At 64.4% G+C, this 16,275-nt stretch carries 16 protein-coding genes; 2 read left to right on the top strand and 14 right to left on the bottom strand.

All coding sequences use genetic code 11. From position 1 onward, the window contains the following. Positions 1-2: 2 nt before the first annotated feature. From bcsA to bcsD, 4 genes are all read right to left on the bottom strand, one after another. Positions 3-2,210 carry a UDP-forming cellulose synthase catalytic subunit gene (bcsA, locus tag OKW40_RS35540; RefSeq protein WP_429493692.1) on the bottom strand — a complete coding sequence of 736 codons (2,208 nt, stop codon included), beginning with the start codon at positions 2,208-2,210 and terminating at the stop codon, positions 3-5. Next, positions 2,207-2,995, bottom strand: coding sequence for a cellulose biosynthesis protein BcsQ (bcsQ, locus tag OKW40_RS35545; protein WP_090806355.1), 789 nt, complete (start codon positions 2,993-2,995; stop codon positions 2,207-2,209). The genes bcsA and bcsQ overlap by 4 nt, the downstream gene beginning before the upstream one ends. Further along, positions 2,992-3,720, bottom strand: coding sequence for a cellulose biosynthesis protein BcsP (gene bcsP, locus OKW40_RS35550; protein ID WP_429334096.1), 729 nt, complete (start codon positions 3,718-3,720; stop codon positions 2,992-2,994). Before bcsP ends, bcsQ begins: the two co-directional genes overlap by 4 nt. Positions 3,721-3,868: 148 nt before the next feature. Continuing rightward, entirely contained in the window at positions 3,869-4,324 is a 456-nt protein-coding gene (gene bcsD, locus OKW40_RS35555; protein ID WP_090806351.1) for a cellulose biosynthesis protein BcsD, read from the bottom strand. Between the two features lie 499 nt (positions 4,325-4,823). Here bcsD and OKW40_RS35560 point away from each other — a divergent pair, with 499 nt between their 5' ends. After that, complete coding sequence (locus OKW40_RS35560) at positions 4,824-7,145, top strand: EAL domain-containing protein (protein ID WP_429493694.1); 2,322 nt, start codon at positions 4,824-4,826, stop codon at positions 7,143-7,145. A gap of 21 nt (positions 7,146-7,166) precedes the next feature. Here OKW40_RS35560 and hpaI read toward each other — a convergent pair whose 3' ends face one another. The 7 genes from hpaI to OKW40_RS35595 all read right to left on the bottom strand — a co-directional run bounded on the left by hpaI (position 7,167) and on the right by OKW40_RS35595 (position 13,182). Beyond that, positions 7,167-7,970: a 4-hydroxy-2-oxoheptanedioate aldolase gene (gene hpaI / locus OKW40_RS35565; RefSeq protein ID WP_429493695.1), complete on the bottom strand. Its 804-nt coding sequence runs from the start codon at positions 7,968-7,970 to the stop codon at positions 7,167-7,169. A gap of 10 nt (positions 7,971-7,980) precedes the next feature. Continuing rightward, positions 7,981-8,784 carry a 2-oxo-hept-4-ene-1,7-dioate hydratase gene (gene hpaH, locus OKW40_RS35570; protein WP_429493696.1) on the bottom strand — a complete coding sequence of 268 codons (804 nt, stop codon included), beginning with the start codon at positions 8,782-8,784 and terminating at the stop codon, positions 7,981-7,983. A gap of 7 nt (positions 8,785-8,791) precedes the next feature. After that, entirely contained in the window at positions 8,792-9,190 is a 399-nt protein-coding gene (locus OKW40_RS35575; protein ID WP_090806343.1) for a 5-carboxymethyl-2-hydroxymuconate Delta-isomerase, read from the bottom strand. 19 nt (positions 9,191-9,209) lie between these two features. Continuing rightward, positions 9,210-10,073 carry a 3,4-dihydroxyphenylacetate 2,3-dioxygenase gene (gene hpaD, locus OKW40_RS35580; RefSeq protein WP_429493697.1) on the bottom strand — a complete coding sequence of 288 codons (864 nt, stop codon included), beginning with the start codon at positions 10,071-10,073 and terminating at the stop codon, positions 9,210-9,212. A gap of 82 nt (positions 10,074-10,155) precedes the next feature. Continuing rightward, on the bottom strand, positions 10,156-11,613 hold the full coding sequence (hpaE, locus tag OKW40_RS35585) for a 5-carboxymethyl-2-hydroxymuconate semialdehyde dehydrogenase (protein WP_429493698.1): 1,458 nt from the start codon (positions 11,611-11,613) through the stop codon (positions 10,156-10,158). Between the two features lie 40 nt (positions 11,614-11,653). After that, positions 11,654-12,412: a fumarylacetoacetate hydrolase family protein gene (locus tag OKW40_RS35590; RefSeq protein WP_429493699.1), complete on the bottom strand. Its 759-nt coding sequence runs from the start codon at positions 12,410-12,412 to the stop codon at positions 11,654-11,656. Further along, complete coding sequence (locus tag OKW40_RS35595; protein ID WP_429354048.1) at positions 12,409-13,182, bottom strand: fumarylacetoacetate hydrolase family protein; 774 nt, start codon at positions 13,180-13,182, stop codon at positions 12,409-12,411. The genes OKW40_RS35590 and OKW40_RS35595 overlap by 4 nt, the downstream gene beginning before the upstream one ends. 191 nt (positions 13,183-13,373) lie before the next feature. Here OKW40_RS35595 and hpaR point away from each other — a divergent pair, with 191 nt between their 5' ends. Further along, complete coding sequence (gene hpaR / locus OKW40_RS35600; RefSeq protein WP_018424961.1) at positions 13,374-13,781, top strand: homoprotocatechuate degradation operon regulator HpaR; 408 nt, start codon at positions 13,374-13,376, stop codon at positions 13,779-13,781. 29 nt (positions 13,782-13,810) lie between these two features. Here the strand turns inward: hpaR and OKW40_RS35605 are convergent, their stop codons facing one another. The 3 genes from OKW40_RS35605 to OKW40_RS35615 form a co-directional block, all read right to left on the bottom strand. Further along, positions 13,811-14,104 (bottom strand): contact-dependent growth inhibition system immunity protein, encoded by a 294-nt coding sequence (locus tag OKW40_RS35605; RefSeq protein WP_429493700.1) that lies wholly within the window; start codon positions 14,102-14,104, stop codon positions 13,811-13,813. A 7-nt stretch (positions 14,105-14,111) separates the two neighbouring features. Beyond that, on the bottom strand, positions 14,112-14,948 hold the full coding sequence (locus OKW40_RS35610) for an RNase A-like domain-containing protein (RefSeq protein ID WP_429354046.1): 837 nt from the start codon (positions 14,946-14,948) through the stop codon (positions 14,112-14,114). Positions 14,949-15,092: 144 nt separating this feature from the next. Then, the gene (locus OKW40_RS35615) at positions 15,093-16,241 is read right to left on the bottom strand and encodes a DSD1 family PLP-dependent enzyme (protein ID WP_429354045.1); all 1,149 of its coding nucleotides are present in this window, start codon (positions 16,239-16,241) and stop codon (positions 15,093-15,095) included. Positions 16,242-16,275: the final 34 nt, after the last annotated feature.

The raw sequence follows: 16,275 nt of genomic DNA on the forward strand, positions 1-16,275 counted from the left end.
GATCAGTCTTTCGCTTTTAGCTTCTTGACGTCCGCGGGACGGCTTTTGATCGAACTGCGCAAGTCGTCGTACAGATGTTCGAACAGCCCCGCGATGCCGCGCACGCCGACCTTCAGCACGTGCGACAGACCGCGCAGCGGTGTGTCCGTCTCGCGTCCCTCGGCCCAGCCGGTCCACGCGTCCGCGCGGGCGAAGGTGGTTTTGACGAACTCGTACTCCTGTTCGCGCGACATCGACGAAAAGCGCAGCCCCACGCGTCCCGGCTCGGTAAAACTGACGGTGGCGGGGAACGCGTACTCTTCGTCGCCGCGGAACAGCGACACGGTCACGCGCTCCTGCATCGGCACTTCGATGGTGCTGGGCAGCGCGACGCCGACGCCGCCTTCCGAGTAGTCGATCGTTTCGCACGCGAGCGTGCGGCCGGTCGAGAACTTCAGCATCACGGGCATCTTCATCGCGACGCGCGGCACCGCGCGGATCTGGCGGCGCTCGCTCGCGGCGGCCACGCTCGCGCCGAGGATCAGCATGTTGTAGCTGGTCCACGCGAGATTGAGCAGTGTGGTCTCGACGATGCTGCGCACGTGCCAGTTCATGTAGATGTGCACCAGACCGGCGAGGAAGCCGAGCAGGTTCAGCAGCAGCAGGAACAGATACGGTCGCGAGATCGACCAGTCGAAGTAGCTCTTCTCGATCACGCCGCCCTTGGCCGTCACGTTGAACTTGCCGAGCTTCGGGTTGATCAGCGCGAGCAGCGTCGGCGCGGTGATGTACGACGCCAGCACCGACTCGTACACCTCGGCCCAGAACGAATGCCGGAACAGGCGCTGCATCCGCGAGTTGGTGATGCTCGCGTGCATCATGTGCGGCAGCGCGTAGATCGCGATCGTGCTGGCCGCCGCCTCGATCACATGCGCGCCGAAGAACAGATACGACAGCGGCGCGGTCAGGAACACGAGACGCGGCACGCCGTAGAAGAAGTGCATCATCGCGTTCAGGTAACACAGCCGCTGGCCGATCTTCAGCCCCTTGCCGGTGAGCGGATTGTCGATGCGGAAGATCTGCGTCATGCCGCGCGCCCAGCGGATGCGCTGGCCGATGTGGCCCGACAGGCTTTCGGTCGCGAGGCCGGCGGCCTGCGGAATCGCCAGATACGCGGTGGTGTAGCCGAGGCGGTGCAGCTTCAGCGCGGTGTGCGCGTCCTCGGTGACGGTCTCCACCGCGATGCCGCCGATCTCGTCGACCATGCTCCGGCGCAGCAGCGCGCACGAGCCGCAGAAGAACGTCGCGTTCCACAGATCGTTGCCGTCCTGCACGAGGCCGTAGAACAGCTCGCCTTCGTTCGGCACCTTGCGGAAAGTGCCGAGGTTGCGCTCGAACGGGTCGGCGGAGAAGAAGTGGTGCGGCGTTTGCAGCATCGACAGCAGCTTGTCGCGCAGGAACCAGCCGAGGCCGATCTGCAGGAACGAGCGGGTCGGGATGTGATCGCAGTCGAAGATCGCGAGGTACTCGCCGCTCGTGATCTTCAGCGCCTCGTTGATGTTGCCGGCCTTCGCGTGGCGATTGTGCGTGCGGATCGTCCAGTTCACGCCGACTTCCTCGCAGAACGCCTTGAACTCGGCGCGGCGGCCGTCGTCGAGCACGTGGATCGACATCTTGTCGGCCGGGTAGTCGAGCGCGAGCGCCGCGTAGATGGTCGGCTTCACGACGGCGAGCGGCTCGTTGTAGGTCGGGATGAACACGTCGACGGTCGGCCATTCGTCGCGATTGGCGGGCAGCGGCATTGGCTTGCGCTTGAGCGGCCACGCGGTCTGGAAGTAGCCGAGCATCAGCACGATCGTCGCGTAGAGCTCGGCGGACACGAGCAGCAGACCCCAGGCGGCGTCGAGCGGATGCTCCCAGTAGGTCGTTTCGGTCAGCCGCCAGTACATGTAGCGGCCCGACGCGACGATCGACAGCATGATCATCACCATCGTCGCGTAGCGGCCGGGACGACGGCGAAACAGCAGCGCGAGCACGAAGCACAGGGTCGCGAAGGTCAACTGCTGATAGAACTCGAGCGGCACCGTGAACACGAAGTACAGCATGTACAGCGCGAGCATCGTGACGAGCCCGGTGACGATGCGGCTGTTCCAGAAGCTTGCGTCGATGAAGCGTTGGAAGCGCGACGGCTCGCCGCCCTCGGGCTCGCGCGAGGAGGCCGGACTGCTCATGCGACGTTCCTTGGCCGGGCGGCGATCGCGTCGAGCGCCGCCATGAGCCAGGCGGCGCATGCGCGGAAATCGGCGGCGGCCTGGCTCAGCGGATCGTAATGGATCAGCGTGGTGTCGCAGGCGAGCGCTTCGCTGACGCCTTCGTCGAGATGGATCACGCCGGGGAACACCTTGCCGGCGAGCATCTGACGCAGCACCTTCAGCACGTCCTTGGTCAACTGGCGGGATTGGTCGATCTGGTTGATCACGTAGCCGACGCCGCCGAAGTCCGCGCGCGGCGCCGCGTAGGTTTCGATCAGCCGCTCCATCTGCGGGATCGCCGCGTACGACGCGGCGTCGGCGAGCACGATGTTCAACGCGAAGGTGGCCGCGCTCAGCGCGGTTCGCACGTAGGTCGACGAGCCGGGCGGCGTATCGACGATCACGATGTCGGACGCATCGAGCCGCAGGTGCTGCAGCGACTGCGCGAGCCATTGCGGATGCTGGTCGATCTGCGCCTCGAGGCGGCGGCGGTCGTCCTCCAGCAGCGCACCGTACGGCAGCACGGTCACGCCGTCGATACCGTCGAACATCACCGTTTGCCACGGGTTGCCCGAGAGAGTCGCGCGCGACAGGCCGTCGATGCTGTCGAGCGGCACGCCGAAGTGCAGCCGCAGGGCGTTCTGAGGATCGAGATCGAGTGCAATCACACGCCGGCCGCTGTTGGCGAGCACGGAGGCGAGATTGGCGGCGAGGGTGGTCTTGCCGACCCCCCCTTTGGCGGACACCACGGCAATGACTTTCATGAGCGACGCGGACCGTTGGTGAGCCACGAGGCGAAGCCGCCGCGCGCGGTGCCGGCGGGTGCTTGCGTGCCTTGGGCGGACGTGCCGCGCAGACGGTCGAACACCGAGTTCAGCGACGCGGCCGCGGCCGCTTGCGGCGGCGCGCTCGGGGTTTGCGCTGCAAACATCTTGCCGAGGATCGACGGCGGTTGGGCCGGTTGCGCGGGTTGGGCCGTATAGGTCGGTTGCGGCGCTGGTGGCGGTGGCATCGACGATGCCGGTGCCGTGCTCGCGCTGCCATGAGCGGGCGCGGCGGGGCGTGTCCTGCCTGGCGCGACAGGCGCAATCGTTTGCGCGGCCGCCTCGTCGAGTTCGTCGGCCGTGCGGAAGCGTGACGCGCCGCTCGGCGCCGCGGGCTGGGCTGCGGCCACAGGTACCGGTGGAATGTCACGCCGGTGCGGGCGCGTGAACAGCGGTGCCTTCGCGCGCGTCACGGATGCCATGTCCTTCGGTGTCGTGTCCTCGTGGACGGCGGCCCGTGGCGCCACGGTTATAGGCGGCTGTGGTTTCGCGTCGCGCAGCTGGCCGATTGCCGGAATGGCCGGTTGCGTCAGATCGAGCGTCACGAGCAGCGGCCAACGAGTGCGCGCGGTGCGCGCGTCGTTCTCGCGGCCGATCTCCTGGTACGCGTTGGCGTCGCCGCCAAATTGCTCGAACAGTTTTTCGATGTCGCTCGATGAACTCATGATGCCGTCGTCTGTTACATACCGTGCATGGCCCCAAAACCGACTGCTCGGGGTGCTGTTTATTTGAACTGCCTTCCCTGATCCTGCGTGGCGGCTGTATCGCCGTCGCACGCTCGTTCGCACGTATGCGTGCAGCACCCGCTGGTGCTCAGGCGGGGTGACGGCCGAGGCGGAATTCGAGCGAGCTGTCCTCGCCGAACGCGCTCGTCTGCACGACCGACAAACCCTGCGCGCCCAACGCGCTCAACCACGTCTGATAGGCGCCTTCGAGAAATGCCGGCGTCCAGGCGAGCGCCGATTCGCCGAAGGCGGGCAGCGGCGCGCAATAGTGAATGATGCGCAGCGACTCCGCCTCATCGGCGAGCGCGACGTAACCCCAATCCATCTGATGCCAGTAAGAATTCAACACCTGCTCGAGCTCGGCCGTCGATGCGCAGGCGGGCAGCGGATACGCGAGCGCGAAACGGCTGCCGACGCGATGCATCAGCTGGCGCAGCTCGTCGTGTCCGATTTGCGCTTCGAACTCGCTCGCCAGCGCGCTCAGCATGCCGCGCCATTGCGGCGAGATTTGGCGTTCGAGCAGATAGTTGAGGATTGGGACCATGTTTTCCGGAAGTGGTCGCGGCCCGTTGCACATTGCGGACGTGACAGCCATTGAGCATTGGAGTCGTCGGCAATCAGGCGCCGACTACGTCATTTCTACCGGGTTGTCTAGGGTGTCCGGCACACATTGCAAGCAGTCTACTTAAGACACAGGCTTTTAGCCACTTTCCATTGCTCGGCTTATACGGTAATAAGCGCGCAATCGAGCCACATGAATTGCGTAATTTTTGCTGCTTAAAAGAAATTGAAAGGTTAATCTTCGCCTGGCGTGCGAAAAGGCTTGCGGAACCATAGGTGTATTAGCCGGCAATCCGGCCTGCTTTGCGCTTTAGTCTTTTAATCACGCATTCGGCGGATGGTGAGTCGCGCGAAAGATCGGCGCGGCGTCGTTCGGCACGCAGGCGCCGAATTTATACGTCGTGTTACGTTAGCCATAAATGTTTATCGAACGTTTGCCGATAACTATTGGCGGAGTGACCGGAAACCCTGATCAACCATCTATGTCTGCCATCCCGACGCAGCACCTGCCCGAGCCAAGCATGCGTGAGCGCTTTCACCGGCGCTCGCTCGACCATCAGCGGCCGCTTTCCCTCGTGACGATGGGCTTCACGGTGGTTGCGTTCCTGTGCATGGTAACGGCGCGCGAACTGGTCGGCGCACCGGCCGGGCCGCTCGCGTACCGGCTGCTATGCGCGCTCCTGCTCGCGCTGCTGGTGCTGGCGATCCCGCGCGCGAAGTCGACGGCGCTGTTCGGCGCGATCGGCGTCGCGTACGAACTGGTGCTGATCGCCGGGCTCGTGCTGAATGCGAAGGGCCTCGCGCATCCGTTGCCGTGGCTATTGCCCGCATTCGTGGTGATACCGATCTGCGCGGCGCCGCTATGGCTCACGCCCGCGCATTTCGTCACCGGCAGCGTGGTCTTCTACGCGGCGGCCATCGCGCTGCTGCGCGGCAAAGCTCATGCGCCCGAGGTCGACGCGGCCGTGTGGACGTGGGTCATCGCGATCGGTGCGCCGACGGCGGTGGTATTCCATTTCGGCTTCTACCGTTTCCGGCGCAATCACTTTCTGCTCGAGAGCCAGCTCGCGCAACTCGCGGCGACCGATCCGCTGACCGGCCTGCAAAATCGCCGCTCGTTCGTCAAGCACGCGGAGGGACGCCTCGAGACGCTGGCGCCAGGGGCGCAGATCAGCGCGATCTTTCTCGACATCGACAGCTTCAAGTCGCTCAACGACCGCTTCGGTCATGCGGTCGGCGACCATGCGCTGTTCCAGGTCGCGCAGGTGCTGAAGGACGCGGTTGCGCTCTACCCAAGCGTGAGCCGCATCGGCGGCGAGGAATTCGCGCTGCTGCTCGACGATGATCTCACCGGCGCGCTGCAGATCGCCGAGCGGCTGCGTCTCGACATCGCCGCGATCGAACGGCCGGACGGCCATCTGACCGCGAGCTTCGGCGTCGCCGAGCATCGGCGCGGCGAAAGCTTCATGATGCTGCTCGATCGCGCGGACGAAGCGTTATTGCGCGCGAAGCAGACGGGGCGCAACCGTGTCTGCGCGGAGCGCGCGCTGCCGTTCGACGCGCTGCAGTCATCGTTCGGCGATCCGGGCGCCGACCCGGCGCGCTACCGCTGGGAAGACTTCTTTCTGATCTCGCACTTTCAGCCGCTCTACAGCCTATCGCATCAGAAGCAGGTCGGCTTCGAGGCGCTGCTGCGCGGAGAGCATGGCGACGGCACGCTGGTGCCGCCGGTCGTGATGTTCGCGCCGAAGCCGTCGAGCGACGAAGGCGCGCTCGACCGCGCGAGCCACGCGGTGCATCTCGGCAACGCGCGTCGCGCGCTGCCCGGCGACGCGTGGCTGTTCCTGAACATCCTGCCGTCCACCTTCGTCGCCGAAGGCTACGCCGACCAGTTGACGAAGATCGTGCGCGCCGCGGGGCTCGAACCCGAGCGCGTGATCCTGGAGATTCTCGAATCGCATGGCGGCAGCGTCGACGAGATGTCGCGCGCGGCGGCGCGCTATCGCCAGCACGGCTTCCTGATCGCAGTCGACGACTTCGGCGCGGGCCAGTCGAATCTCGACCGGCTGCTGCGGATCCGGCCGGACCTCGTCAAGCTCGACGGCGAGCTGATCCGCGCGACCACGCACGGCACGCAGCAGCCGATCCTGCCGAAACTCGTGTCGTTGCTGCACCAGGCGGGGATGCTGGTGGTCGTCGAAGGCGTCGAGACGGCCGACGAGCTGATTCTCGCGGTCGAGTCGAATGTCGATTTCGCGCAGGGCTATCTGCTAGGGCGGCCCGCGGCAGAGATCGCGCCGCCCGACTCGGTGCATCGCCAGATCGACGATGCGTTCGACGTGATCGCGCAGGGCCGTGCGCATCAGCATGCGTTGTTCGAATCCGAAATGGAGCCGTACCGGCTCGAACTGCGGCGCGCGGCCGACGGCTTGCGCGCCGGCGCCATGATGGACGACGCGTTCGCGCTGCTCGCCACCTTCAAGCGTTGCATCAGCTGTTTCATCCTCGACGACACCGGCCGCCAGATCGGTCACGAGGTGCGCGGGCCGGCGTGGTGCGAGGACGCGGCGTCGCTGCAGCCGGTCGCGAATCCGCGCGATGCGCGCTGGGATCATCGGCCGTACTTCCGCAATGCGGTGCTGCTGCCCGGCGAGGCGGTCACCAGTAATCCTTATCTGTCGCTCGCGAGCGGGCGGCCGTGCATCGCAGTGACACTTGCCGTGCAGCTGGCGAGCGGGCGCTGTGTGATGGGGGTCGAGCTGGATTGGTCGGCGCGAGGCTTGCCTTGGCCGGCGGGCGAGTAGGGGAAGTGAAAGGCTTTCGCTTCAATACCCGCCTTTGACCTGCGGCGCGCTCGCCGCCAGGTTCTTGTACGACGCGGCGAGGTCCGCGGCCGCGCGGCTCAGCAAGCCGGTGTCCGTGCCGACCGCGACGAAGGTCGCGCCCGCCGCCAGATACTCGGCCGCCAGCGCGGGATCAGGGGCGAGCACGCCCGCTGCCTTGCCAGCGGCGCGCACGGTGTCGATGCCGTGGCGAATCGCGTCGCGCACGCGCGCGTCGCCCGGCTTGCCGAGCAATCCCATCGACGCGCTCAGATCCGACGGCCCGAAAAACACGCCATCGACGCCATCCACATGCGCGATCTCCACGAGGTTGTCGAGGCTCTGCACGGTCTCCGCCTGCACGATCACGCACAGTTCGTCGGCGGCGGTGTCCAGATAGTCGGACACGCGATTCCAGCGCGACGCACGCGCGAGCGCGCTGCCGACGCCGCGAATGCCTTGTGGCGGATAACGCGTGGCCGCGACCGCATCGAGCGCTTGCGCGGCCGTGTCGATCATTGGCAGCAGCAGCGTTTGCGCGCCGATGTCGAGCAACTGCTTGATCAGCGCGGCGTCGCTGCGTACCGGCCGCACGACCGGATGCGACGGATACGCGGCGACCGCCTGCAATTGCGACAGCGTGCTGCGTACGTCGTTCGGTGCGTGCTCATTGTCGATCAGCAGCCAGTCGAAGCCGGCGGTGGCGAGCAGCTCGGTCACGTAGGCGTCGGCGAGCGCGGCCCACAGGCCGAACTGCGGTCTGCCTTCGGCGAGCGCGCGCTTGAAGGGGTTGTTCGGCAAGGACATATTGATGCGTTCAGATGAAATTCAAACCGATGCCGCCGAGCGGGCCATAGTCGATGTGGAACGTGTCGCCCGCGCGGGCGGGAACCGGGCTCGTGAACGAGCCGCTCAGGATCACGTCGCCCGCATTCAACGATTCGTCATGCGGAGCAATTTTGTTGGCGAGCCACGCGACGCCGGTGGCCGGATGGTTGAGCACCGCCGCCGCGAGCCCGCTTTCCTCGACCGCGCCGTTCTTGTACAGCAGCGCGCCGACCCAGCGCAGGTCGACGTCGAGCGGACGCACCGGCCGGCCGCCGAGCACGACGCCCGCGTTCGCGGCGAAGTCGGAGATCGTGTCATGGACCCTGCGCGGCGCGCGTGTTTCGCGATCGAACTGCTCGATGCGCGCGTCGATGATTTCGACGGCCGGGCTCACGTACGCGGTCGCGTCGAGCACAGCGAACAGTGTGACGCCGGGGCCCTTCAGCGGTTTGTTCAGCACGAACGCGAGTTCCACTTCGACGCGCGGCGCGATGAAGCGATCCACGCGAATGTCCTGGCCACTTTCGATGAACATGCTGTCGAGCAGGGGCGCATAGTCCGGTTCGTCGATCTGCGACGAGCGCTGCATCGCGCGCGACGTCAGGCCGATCTTCCTGCCCTTGATTACGTGGCCTTCGGCGAGTTTCAGCTTGACCCACTCGCGTTGTATCGCGTAGCCGTCCTGTACGGTCATCTCTGGATATTGCGCGGAAAAATGGCGCAGCTGCGTGCGGGTCTTTTCCGCGTGATCGAGTTGCGCGCCGAGGTCGCGAATGGTTTGTTCGTCTAGCATGCTGATGTCAGCCCTTGAACCGCGCGTGCAGATTGTTGTGCTTCCAGGTGCCCGCTTCGCTGAACTCGTTGATTTCGAGCGACAACGCGAGCCCCTGCCGTTCGAACTCAGTGGCGAAGCGCTGCTTGATCAGCGCGAACAGCGCGTCGCCGGTCGCCTTCTTGACGGCCTCCGGGCGGCCCGCGCCGATCTTCAGATTCGCGTGCAGGAACGCGGCGTCGGGCCGCCCATCGGCGATGCAGTACTGGTCGCAGCGCAGCGCGCGCACGCGGATGCCGCCGAGCGGATAGACGCGCTCGCCGTTATCGCGCTGCGCGTCGAGGCACTGCGCGAGGTCTTTGCATAGTTCGCCGAGGCGTTGCGCGTCCGCGAGGTTGGCGCTGTATTCGAGTGTCAAGTGAGGCACGGCGATTCCTTCGCGAGTGTCAGACGGGTAGCGGCGTGACCGGGAAGATCGCGTTGATCTGGCCGGTGCCCGAACTGCCGAAATAAGGCGTGACGACTTCGACCTTGCCGTCGTAACGATCCCAGCCGAGCGCACCGAGCAGCATCGCGGTATCGTGCATGCCGCCTTCGCCCCAACATTTCTCGTTGTAGAGCGGCAGCATGTCGCAGAAGGTCTTCCAGTCGCCGGCTTCCCACATGCGCACCACGCTGCAATCCATCTGTTCGAGGAACGGGCTCCAGACTTTGTGCATGAACTGCTCGGCGGTGCCGTTGTTCGCGAAGTGATGCGACAGCGAGCCGCTCGCGAGAATGGCCACGGTACCGTCGTAGCGTTCTTCGATGGCCTTGCGTACCGCGAGGCCGAAACGCGCGCTGGTCGCGAGGTCGTGCCACATGCACCAGCCCGCCACCGACACCGCCTTGAAGTGCTGATCGCCGTTCATATAGCGCATCGGCACCAGCGTGCCGTATTCGAGCTCGAGCGTGGTCTCGCTGTGCGCGCGGCTTTTCACGCCCATTTCGTTGGCGACGTCCGCGATCAGCTGACCGAGCCCGACATTGCCAGGATACGCGTACGGCATGTTCCTGATGAAATGCGGCAGCTCGTTGCTCGTGTACACGCCTTCGAACTTCGGCGCGCAATTGACGTGGTATTCGCTATTCACTAGCCAGTGCACGTCGAACACGACGATCGTATCGACGCCAAGTTCGCGGCAGCGTCGGCCGATTTCATGGTGTCCGTCGATCGCGGCCTGACGGCAACCCTTGTGCGGACCGTCGAGCTCGGATAAATACAACGACGGCACGTGTGTAACTTTTGCTGCCAACGCGAGTTTGCCCATCGCGGTCTCCAGTGTCGAGCGGAGTTAGAGCGTCAGCTCTTACTCCGGTCCCATGCTTTAGCAATTTCGTTTGACGTCGCGATCAAATGCCCCAGCGCGGAATATGATGCGAGCCGAGCGACACGCAGACGTTCTTCGGTTCGAGGAACACTTCATAACTCCACGTCCCGCCTTCACGGCCCACACCCGACGCCTTCGTGCCGCCGAACGGCTGGCGCAGATCGCGCACGTTCTGGCTGTTCACGAAGCACATGCCGGCTTCGACGGCGGCCGCCACGCGCAACGCGCGGCCCGTGTTCTCGGTCCAGATATAGCTCGACAGACCATACGAAATATCGTTGGCGAGACGGATCGCCTCGGCTTCATCGTCGAACGGAATCAGGCACGCGACCGGTCCGAAGATCTCTTCCTGCGCGATGCGCATACGGTTGTCGACGTCGACGAACACGGTCGGCGCGACAAAATTGCCGTGACGCAAGGCGTCGGGCAACTCGGGCGTATCGAGCCCGCCGCACGCAAGCGTGGCACCTTCCTTCGGGCCGAGCTCGATATAGCTGCGCACTTTGGCGAGATGCCCCTGGCTGATCATCGGGCCGACGATCGTACTGTCCGCGAGCGGATCGCCAACCGTCAGACGCTTCGCGCGCTCGACGAAGCGCTCGGCAAACCGCGCGTAAATGGAGCGCTGCACGAGAATGCGCGAGCCCGCGGTGCAGCGCTCGCCATTGTTCGAGAAGATCATGAACACCGCGGCGTCGAGCGCGCGTTCGAAGTCCGCGTCGTCGAAGATCACGAACGGCGACTTGCCGCCAAGCTCCATCGAGAACTTCTTCAGGCCCGCGGTTTGCACGATGCGATTGCCGGTCGCGGTCGACCCGGTGAACGACACCGCGCGCACGTCGCGATGCGCAACGAGTGGCTCGCCCGCTTCCTTGCCATAGCCGTGCACGACGTTCAGCACGCCCGCCGGGATGCCCGCTTCGAGCGCGAGCTTGCCGAGCATCGAGGCGCTCAGCGGCGACAGCTCGCTCATCTTCAGCACAGCGGTGTTGCCGAACGCGAGGCAGGGCGCGACCTTCCACGTCGCCGTCATGAACGGCACGTTCCACGGCGAGATTAGCGCGCACACGCCGACCGGATGAAACAGCGTGTAGTTCAGATGCGAGTCGGTCGGGTACGTGTGGCCGTCTACGCGCGTGCACATCTCGGCGAAATAGCTGAAGTTGTCGGCCGCGCGCGGCACCAGTTGCTTGCGCGTCTGCGAGATCGTCTGGCCGGTGTCCTTCGTTTCGGTCTCCGAGATTTCCGGCACGTGCTTCGTGATCAGCTCGCCGAGTTTGCGAATCAGCTTCGCGCGTTCCGCGGCGGGTTTCGCGGCCCAGGCGGGGAAGGCGCCTTTGGCCGCTTGCACGGCCGCATCGATCTCCTTCGCGCCGCCGCGTGCGACCTCGGCGAGCACTTCCTGGGTGGCCGGATTGACGGTTTCGAAATAGTCGCTCGAGGTGCACGCCTCGCCGTTGATCAGATGGTCGATCGGCATTGCCTTGTCCTTTCGCTGTTCGGTGGGTTTTTGCTGTCGATCAGGTGCGGCCGAAGTCCGCGTCCGAGGCGATCGTGTTGACGAGACGGCCGAGGCCGTCGATTTCGCAGACGACTTCGTCGCCCGTGTTGACGTTGACGATGCCTTCGGGCGTGCCGGTCAGGATCACGTCGCCGGGCGCGAGCGTCATGAAGCCGCTCAGGTATTCGATCAGTGCGCGGATGCCCGTGACGAGATCGCGCGTATTGCCGCATTGCTGACGCGTGCCGTTGACGAACGTGCGCAGCTCGAGCTGCGTGACGTCGGCGATGTCGGTGGCGTCGACGAACCAGGGGCCGAGCACCGTGCCGCCGTCGCGATTCTTCACGCGCAGATTCGGGCGATAGTAGTTTTCGAGGTAGTCGCGAATCGCGTAGTCGTTCGCGATCATGTAGCCCGCCACGTGCTGCATGGCGTCTTCACGCGCGACGTTTTGCGCGGTTCGCCCGATCACGACCGCGAGCTCGCACTCGTAGTGCATGAACGTGACATCGGCGGGGCGACGCGTGACGCCGCGATGGCCGAGCACCGTGCCGGGCCCCTTCAGAAACACCAGCGGTTCTTCCTGTTTGCTGAACTGCAATTCCTTCGCGTGCTCGGCGTAGTTCAGGCCGAGCGCGAAGATCGTGCCGACTTCGATCGGCGCAAGCCAGACCACTTCGTCCTCGCGACGCACGCGGCCGTCGGCGAGGCGGACACCCTGCTCGTGCGGATACGCTTCGTGAATCGCTCCCGCATAGGCGACGCGGCCGCGCATCATGACGGTTCTCCGTTGTGTTGATCCATGCCGATGAACGATATGGTCAAGGGCGGCAGCGTGCCGATCGACAGCGTGGCCGTATCGCCGACATGTGCGACCGGCGAGCCGTGCCGGACGCCGAGCGTGAGCACGTCGCCCGCGTTCAGCGTCATGAAATCGGTGACGTCGGCGAGCAATTGCGCGACGTTGCGCACCGAGGTTGCGGTGCTTGCCGTGAACGGTTCGGCGCGGTTCAGCGAGACGGCGATGTCGAGCCGATCCGGCGCGGCGACGTGGCGCGCGGCGACGAGCGCCGGTCCGATCACGCAGAAGCCGTCGCATGCGCGCAGTCGCACGTTCGGGCGATACACGTTGGTATGCGGCACGCTCAGATCGCCGACCAGCGTATAGCCGGCGATGTAGTCCGCCGCGCGCTGGACGCCGACGCGCGTCGCGGTACGGCCGATCACGATGCCGAGTGACGCGCCGACCTCGACGCCGAGCGTGTTATCCGGCACGACCACGCGCGCCCGATGCCCGGCCAGCGTGTTGCGCGGCTTCAGATACAGAATCGGCGCTTTCGGGGGTGCCTTGTACGGTGCCGCATGCACTGCGTCGCCCAGCGCGTTCAAGGCGGCGCGATCGTTCAGCAGGGCGCCGTACACGACGCCGCTGACCGGCGCGCGACACGCAACGCCGCGTGCCAGCAACGCGGCCGCGGTGTGCGCGTCCACGTCGCGAGGCAGCGCGTCGCCTTCGGGATGCAGCAGATGATCGGCAAGGGCAAACATAAATGCGCAGCCTCGTGGCGAAAGTTTTGCGAAAACACTAAGATGTTAGTAGTATCCCGCTTGATATCATTGATGGTCAATAGGCTGCCGGTTGATCGCGGGTTTTCCCGTAAGCTTCGACAGCTGTTTTTTTCTGATTCCTTGCCACCATGTCCGCTGCGTCCACCCGAGTTTTGCACCGCAATTTGCCGATGCTGTTGTTACGCGCCCGCGAAAAAATGATGGAGCGTTTTCGTCCGTTGATCACCGCGCATGGACTCACCGAGCAGCAATGGCGAGTGATTCGCGCGCTCAACGAGCACGGCCCGATGGAGCCGCGCCACATCTCCGACATCTGCACGATTTCGAGCCCGAGCATGGCCGGCGTGCTTGCGCGCATGGAGAGCATGGAACTCGTGACGAAAGAACGTTTCGCGGAGGATCAGCGGCGCGTGCTCGTGTCGCTGACCGATACGAGCGTCGAACTGGTGCGCGTGATTTCGAAGGATCTCGAGGCGCACTATCGCGAGCTCGAGCGCAAGGTGGGACCGGAGATCGTCGAGCGCGTGTATCGCGCGGTCGACGATCTGTTGGCGGGGTTGTCGGAAGAGGATGAGTGACCGACGTTTCGCGGCAGGTTTGGGGCTATCTACTCTTTCAGGAGACGCTTCACTTCATCGAGAAATGAGGCGGTCGTGTGACCCCACGGCTCGGGATCAACGTAGAGGCCATAGATTTCCTCAAAATATCCGTCCAGGTTGGCGGAATGGTCGCTTTCAAAACGATCGATTTCATCCACGACTAACTTATGAAGGGTCTTGTCGCTCTCTTTTTTGAAGCACGTGACAATTTCCTGTACGTCGTTGCCCCATAAATCGAAATCTTCATTGAAATAGCCATGAATCAGAAAATCCAGATTCGGGTAAGGTGATTCGTCTTTCACAGTAAGCTCATGGCATCAGGTAGGCGGTCAGGACGTAGTATGGCATGCCGTTATATTCCTTCCGGATCAAGAACATGTGAACCTTGCTCAGATTCACCATCTCCCCCGTCTTGCGAATGACCCCGTACCCTACCTGCCTACCTGCATCGCCCGTCAGTTCCAGTCGTATGGAACCGGTATGAGATTGCGCCCACGTCGTTATCCGGGCCGCGTTGTCCTGTATGACCTTGGAAATCGCCCACTCTGCCGTTTGTAGATCAGTGAACGATGAAACAACCCGGCGCTTTGGTTCGCGCGCCAGTCGCTCACGCAACTGTGCTTCAGTCCGCGCCACATGCTTTTCGAATGTATGCCCGCCAAAGCGGCTGCCAGGCTTTGCTTCATGCTGCATCAGCCTGAACCGGCCCATCGTGATCTCGGACGCCCGTACTGCCTTGATCGATCCCGCCACGCCCACCGAGACTGCTAGATCAAGAAAGAGGCCGATGTTGTTCGCCGCGTCAGGACCCGCCCTCATTGTCTCGGCCAGCTTCGTCGTGCCCAGCTGTGTCAGCGTGGCCGTATCCCGGGCCGTCCAGATTTGACGCAAACCCGCCGACGCCGTATCAGACCCATGTGCGCCGAACACAATACACCCGGCCTTGCTCGCCATGGTCGGTTCTGGCATGACACACAATGCCCCAGCACCGACCATTTCCAGCAAACCGCCGACGAGTTGCAACCCGCCCCATAGCCGGTTAGAAAGCATTTCGGTCTGACTGATCGACTGGCGGGTCAGCACCGCCGCCAGTTGCGGGGCGCTCAGCACGACGCGAACGCCGTCTGGTTCATTCAACTCGGACATGCAAGAATCCTCTGTATTCCTGTGGAGATTCCACGCTAACGGCGGGGATTCACGTCCGTCTATGGGCGATGGATGATTCTGGCAGAAGGCGTTGGTTCTCCTTGAGTGTGCCGAGTGCGCCGGGCATGTTTTGAAGCCGCCGACCTACCAGCCGTAAAATCGCTGCCATTCGACGCTGCTGCCGTCCGGCGCAACCGCGTGATACTCGGGGAACTGCGCGCCGGTCGCACAAGCGTGGTTCGGCAGGATGCGCAGTTTCATACCGATCGGAAAGCGCTGCGCGATGTCGTCGGTCCGTGCATCGGCTCGCGCATCGGCCGGAACCGCCGCAAGAATCCCATGCTCCTGATTGGCGCCGCTCACGACATAGTCCGGCAGCAACGTGCCATTGAGCAAACACGGCTGCCCATAGCCGAAATCGTGCGACTGCCGCGACGTACCGCGATCACGGCTTAACGCCATCCAGCCCGCGTCGAGAATCGCCCAGCCTTTGTCTTCCTGATGACCGATCACGCTCGTGAGTACGCTAAGCGCGATGTCGTCGAGCGTGCAAACGCCCACGTTGTGCATGACCAGATCGAACAGCACGTAGACGCCGGCCCGCACCTCGGTGACGCCTTCGAGATGCCGCGCGGCGAGCGCGGTCGGCGTCGAACCGACGCTGATGGCCGGACACGCGATGCCCGCCTCGCGCAAACGTTCGGCGGCGCGCACGCAGCCCGCGCGCTCCTGCTCCGCGAGCGCGGCGAGCGCCTCAGGCGTATTCAACTCGTAGCTCGAACCCGCATGGGTCATCACGCCGCCGACCTTCACGCCGTTCTCGTGCAGAATCCGCCCGACGTCGAGCAGCGTCTGCTGTTCGGGCTGGATGCCCGAGCGATGTCCGTCTGTATCGACCTCGATCCAGACCTCGAACGTTTCGCCGTGCTGGTCGCCGAACGCGGCGATCGCCGTGGCGGCGGTCGGATTGTCGACCACGAGCTTCAGTTCGCAGCCCTGGCGGCGCAGCGCGAGCGCGCGCGGCAGCTTCGACGGAACCATGCTGACGGCGTACAGGATGTCGTCGACGCCGGCCGCGAAGAACGCTTCCGCTTCCTTCAGCGTCGACACCGTAATGCCGCGCGCGCCGGCGGCGATCTGCGCGCGCACGACGTCGATGCACTTGGTGGTCTTCACGTGCGGCCGGAACGCGACGCCGAGCGCATTCATCAGCCCCTGCATCCGCGCGATGTTCTTCTGCATCCGCGCGACGTCGATCAGCGCGGCCGGGGTTTCGATCTGTTCGAGTTTCATGTTTGCACCTGAGGAGCGAGGTGAGGTTGGAGAT

Source organism: Paraburkholderia sp. RAU6.4a, from assembly GCF_050435625.1.
GTDB classification, from domain to species: Bacteria; Pseudomonadota; Gammaproteobacteria; order Burkholderiales; family Burkholderiaceae; genus Paraburkholderia; species Paraburkholderia tuberum.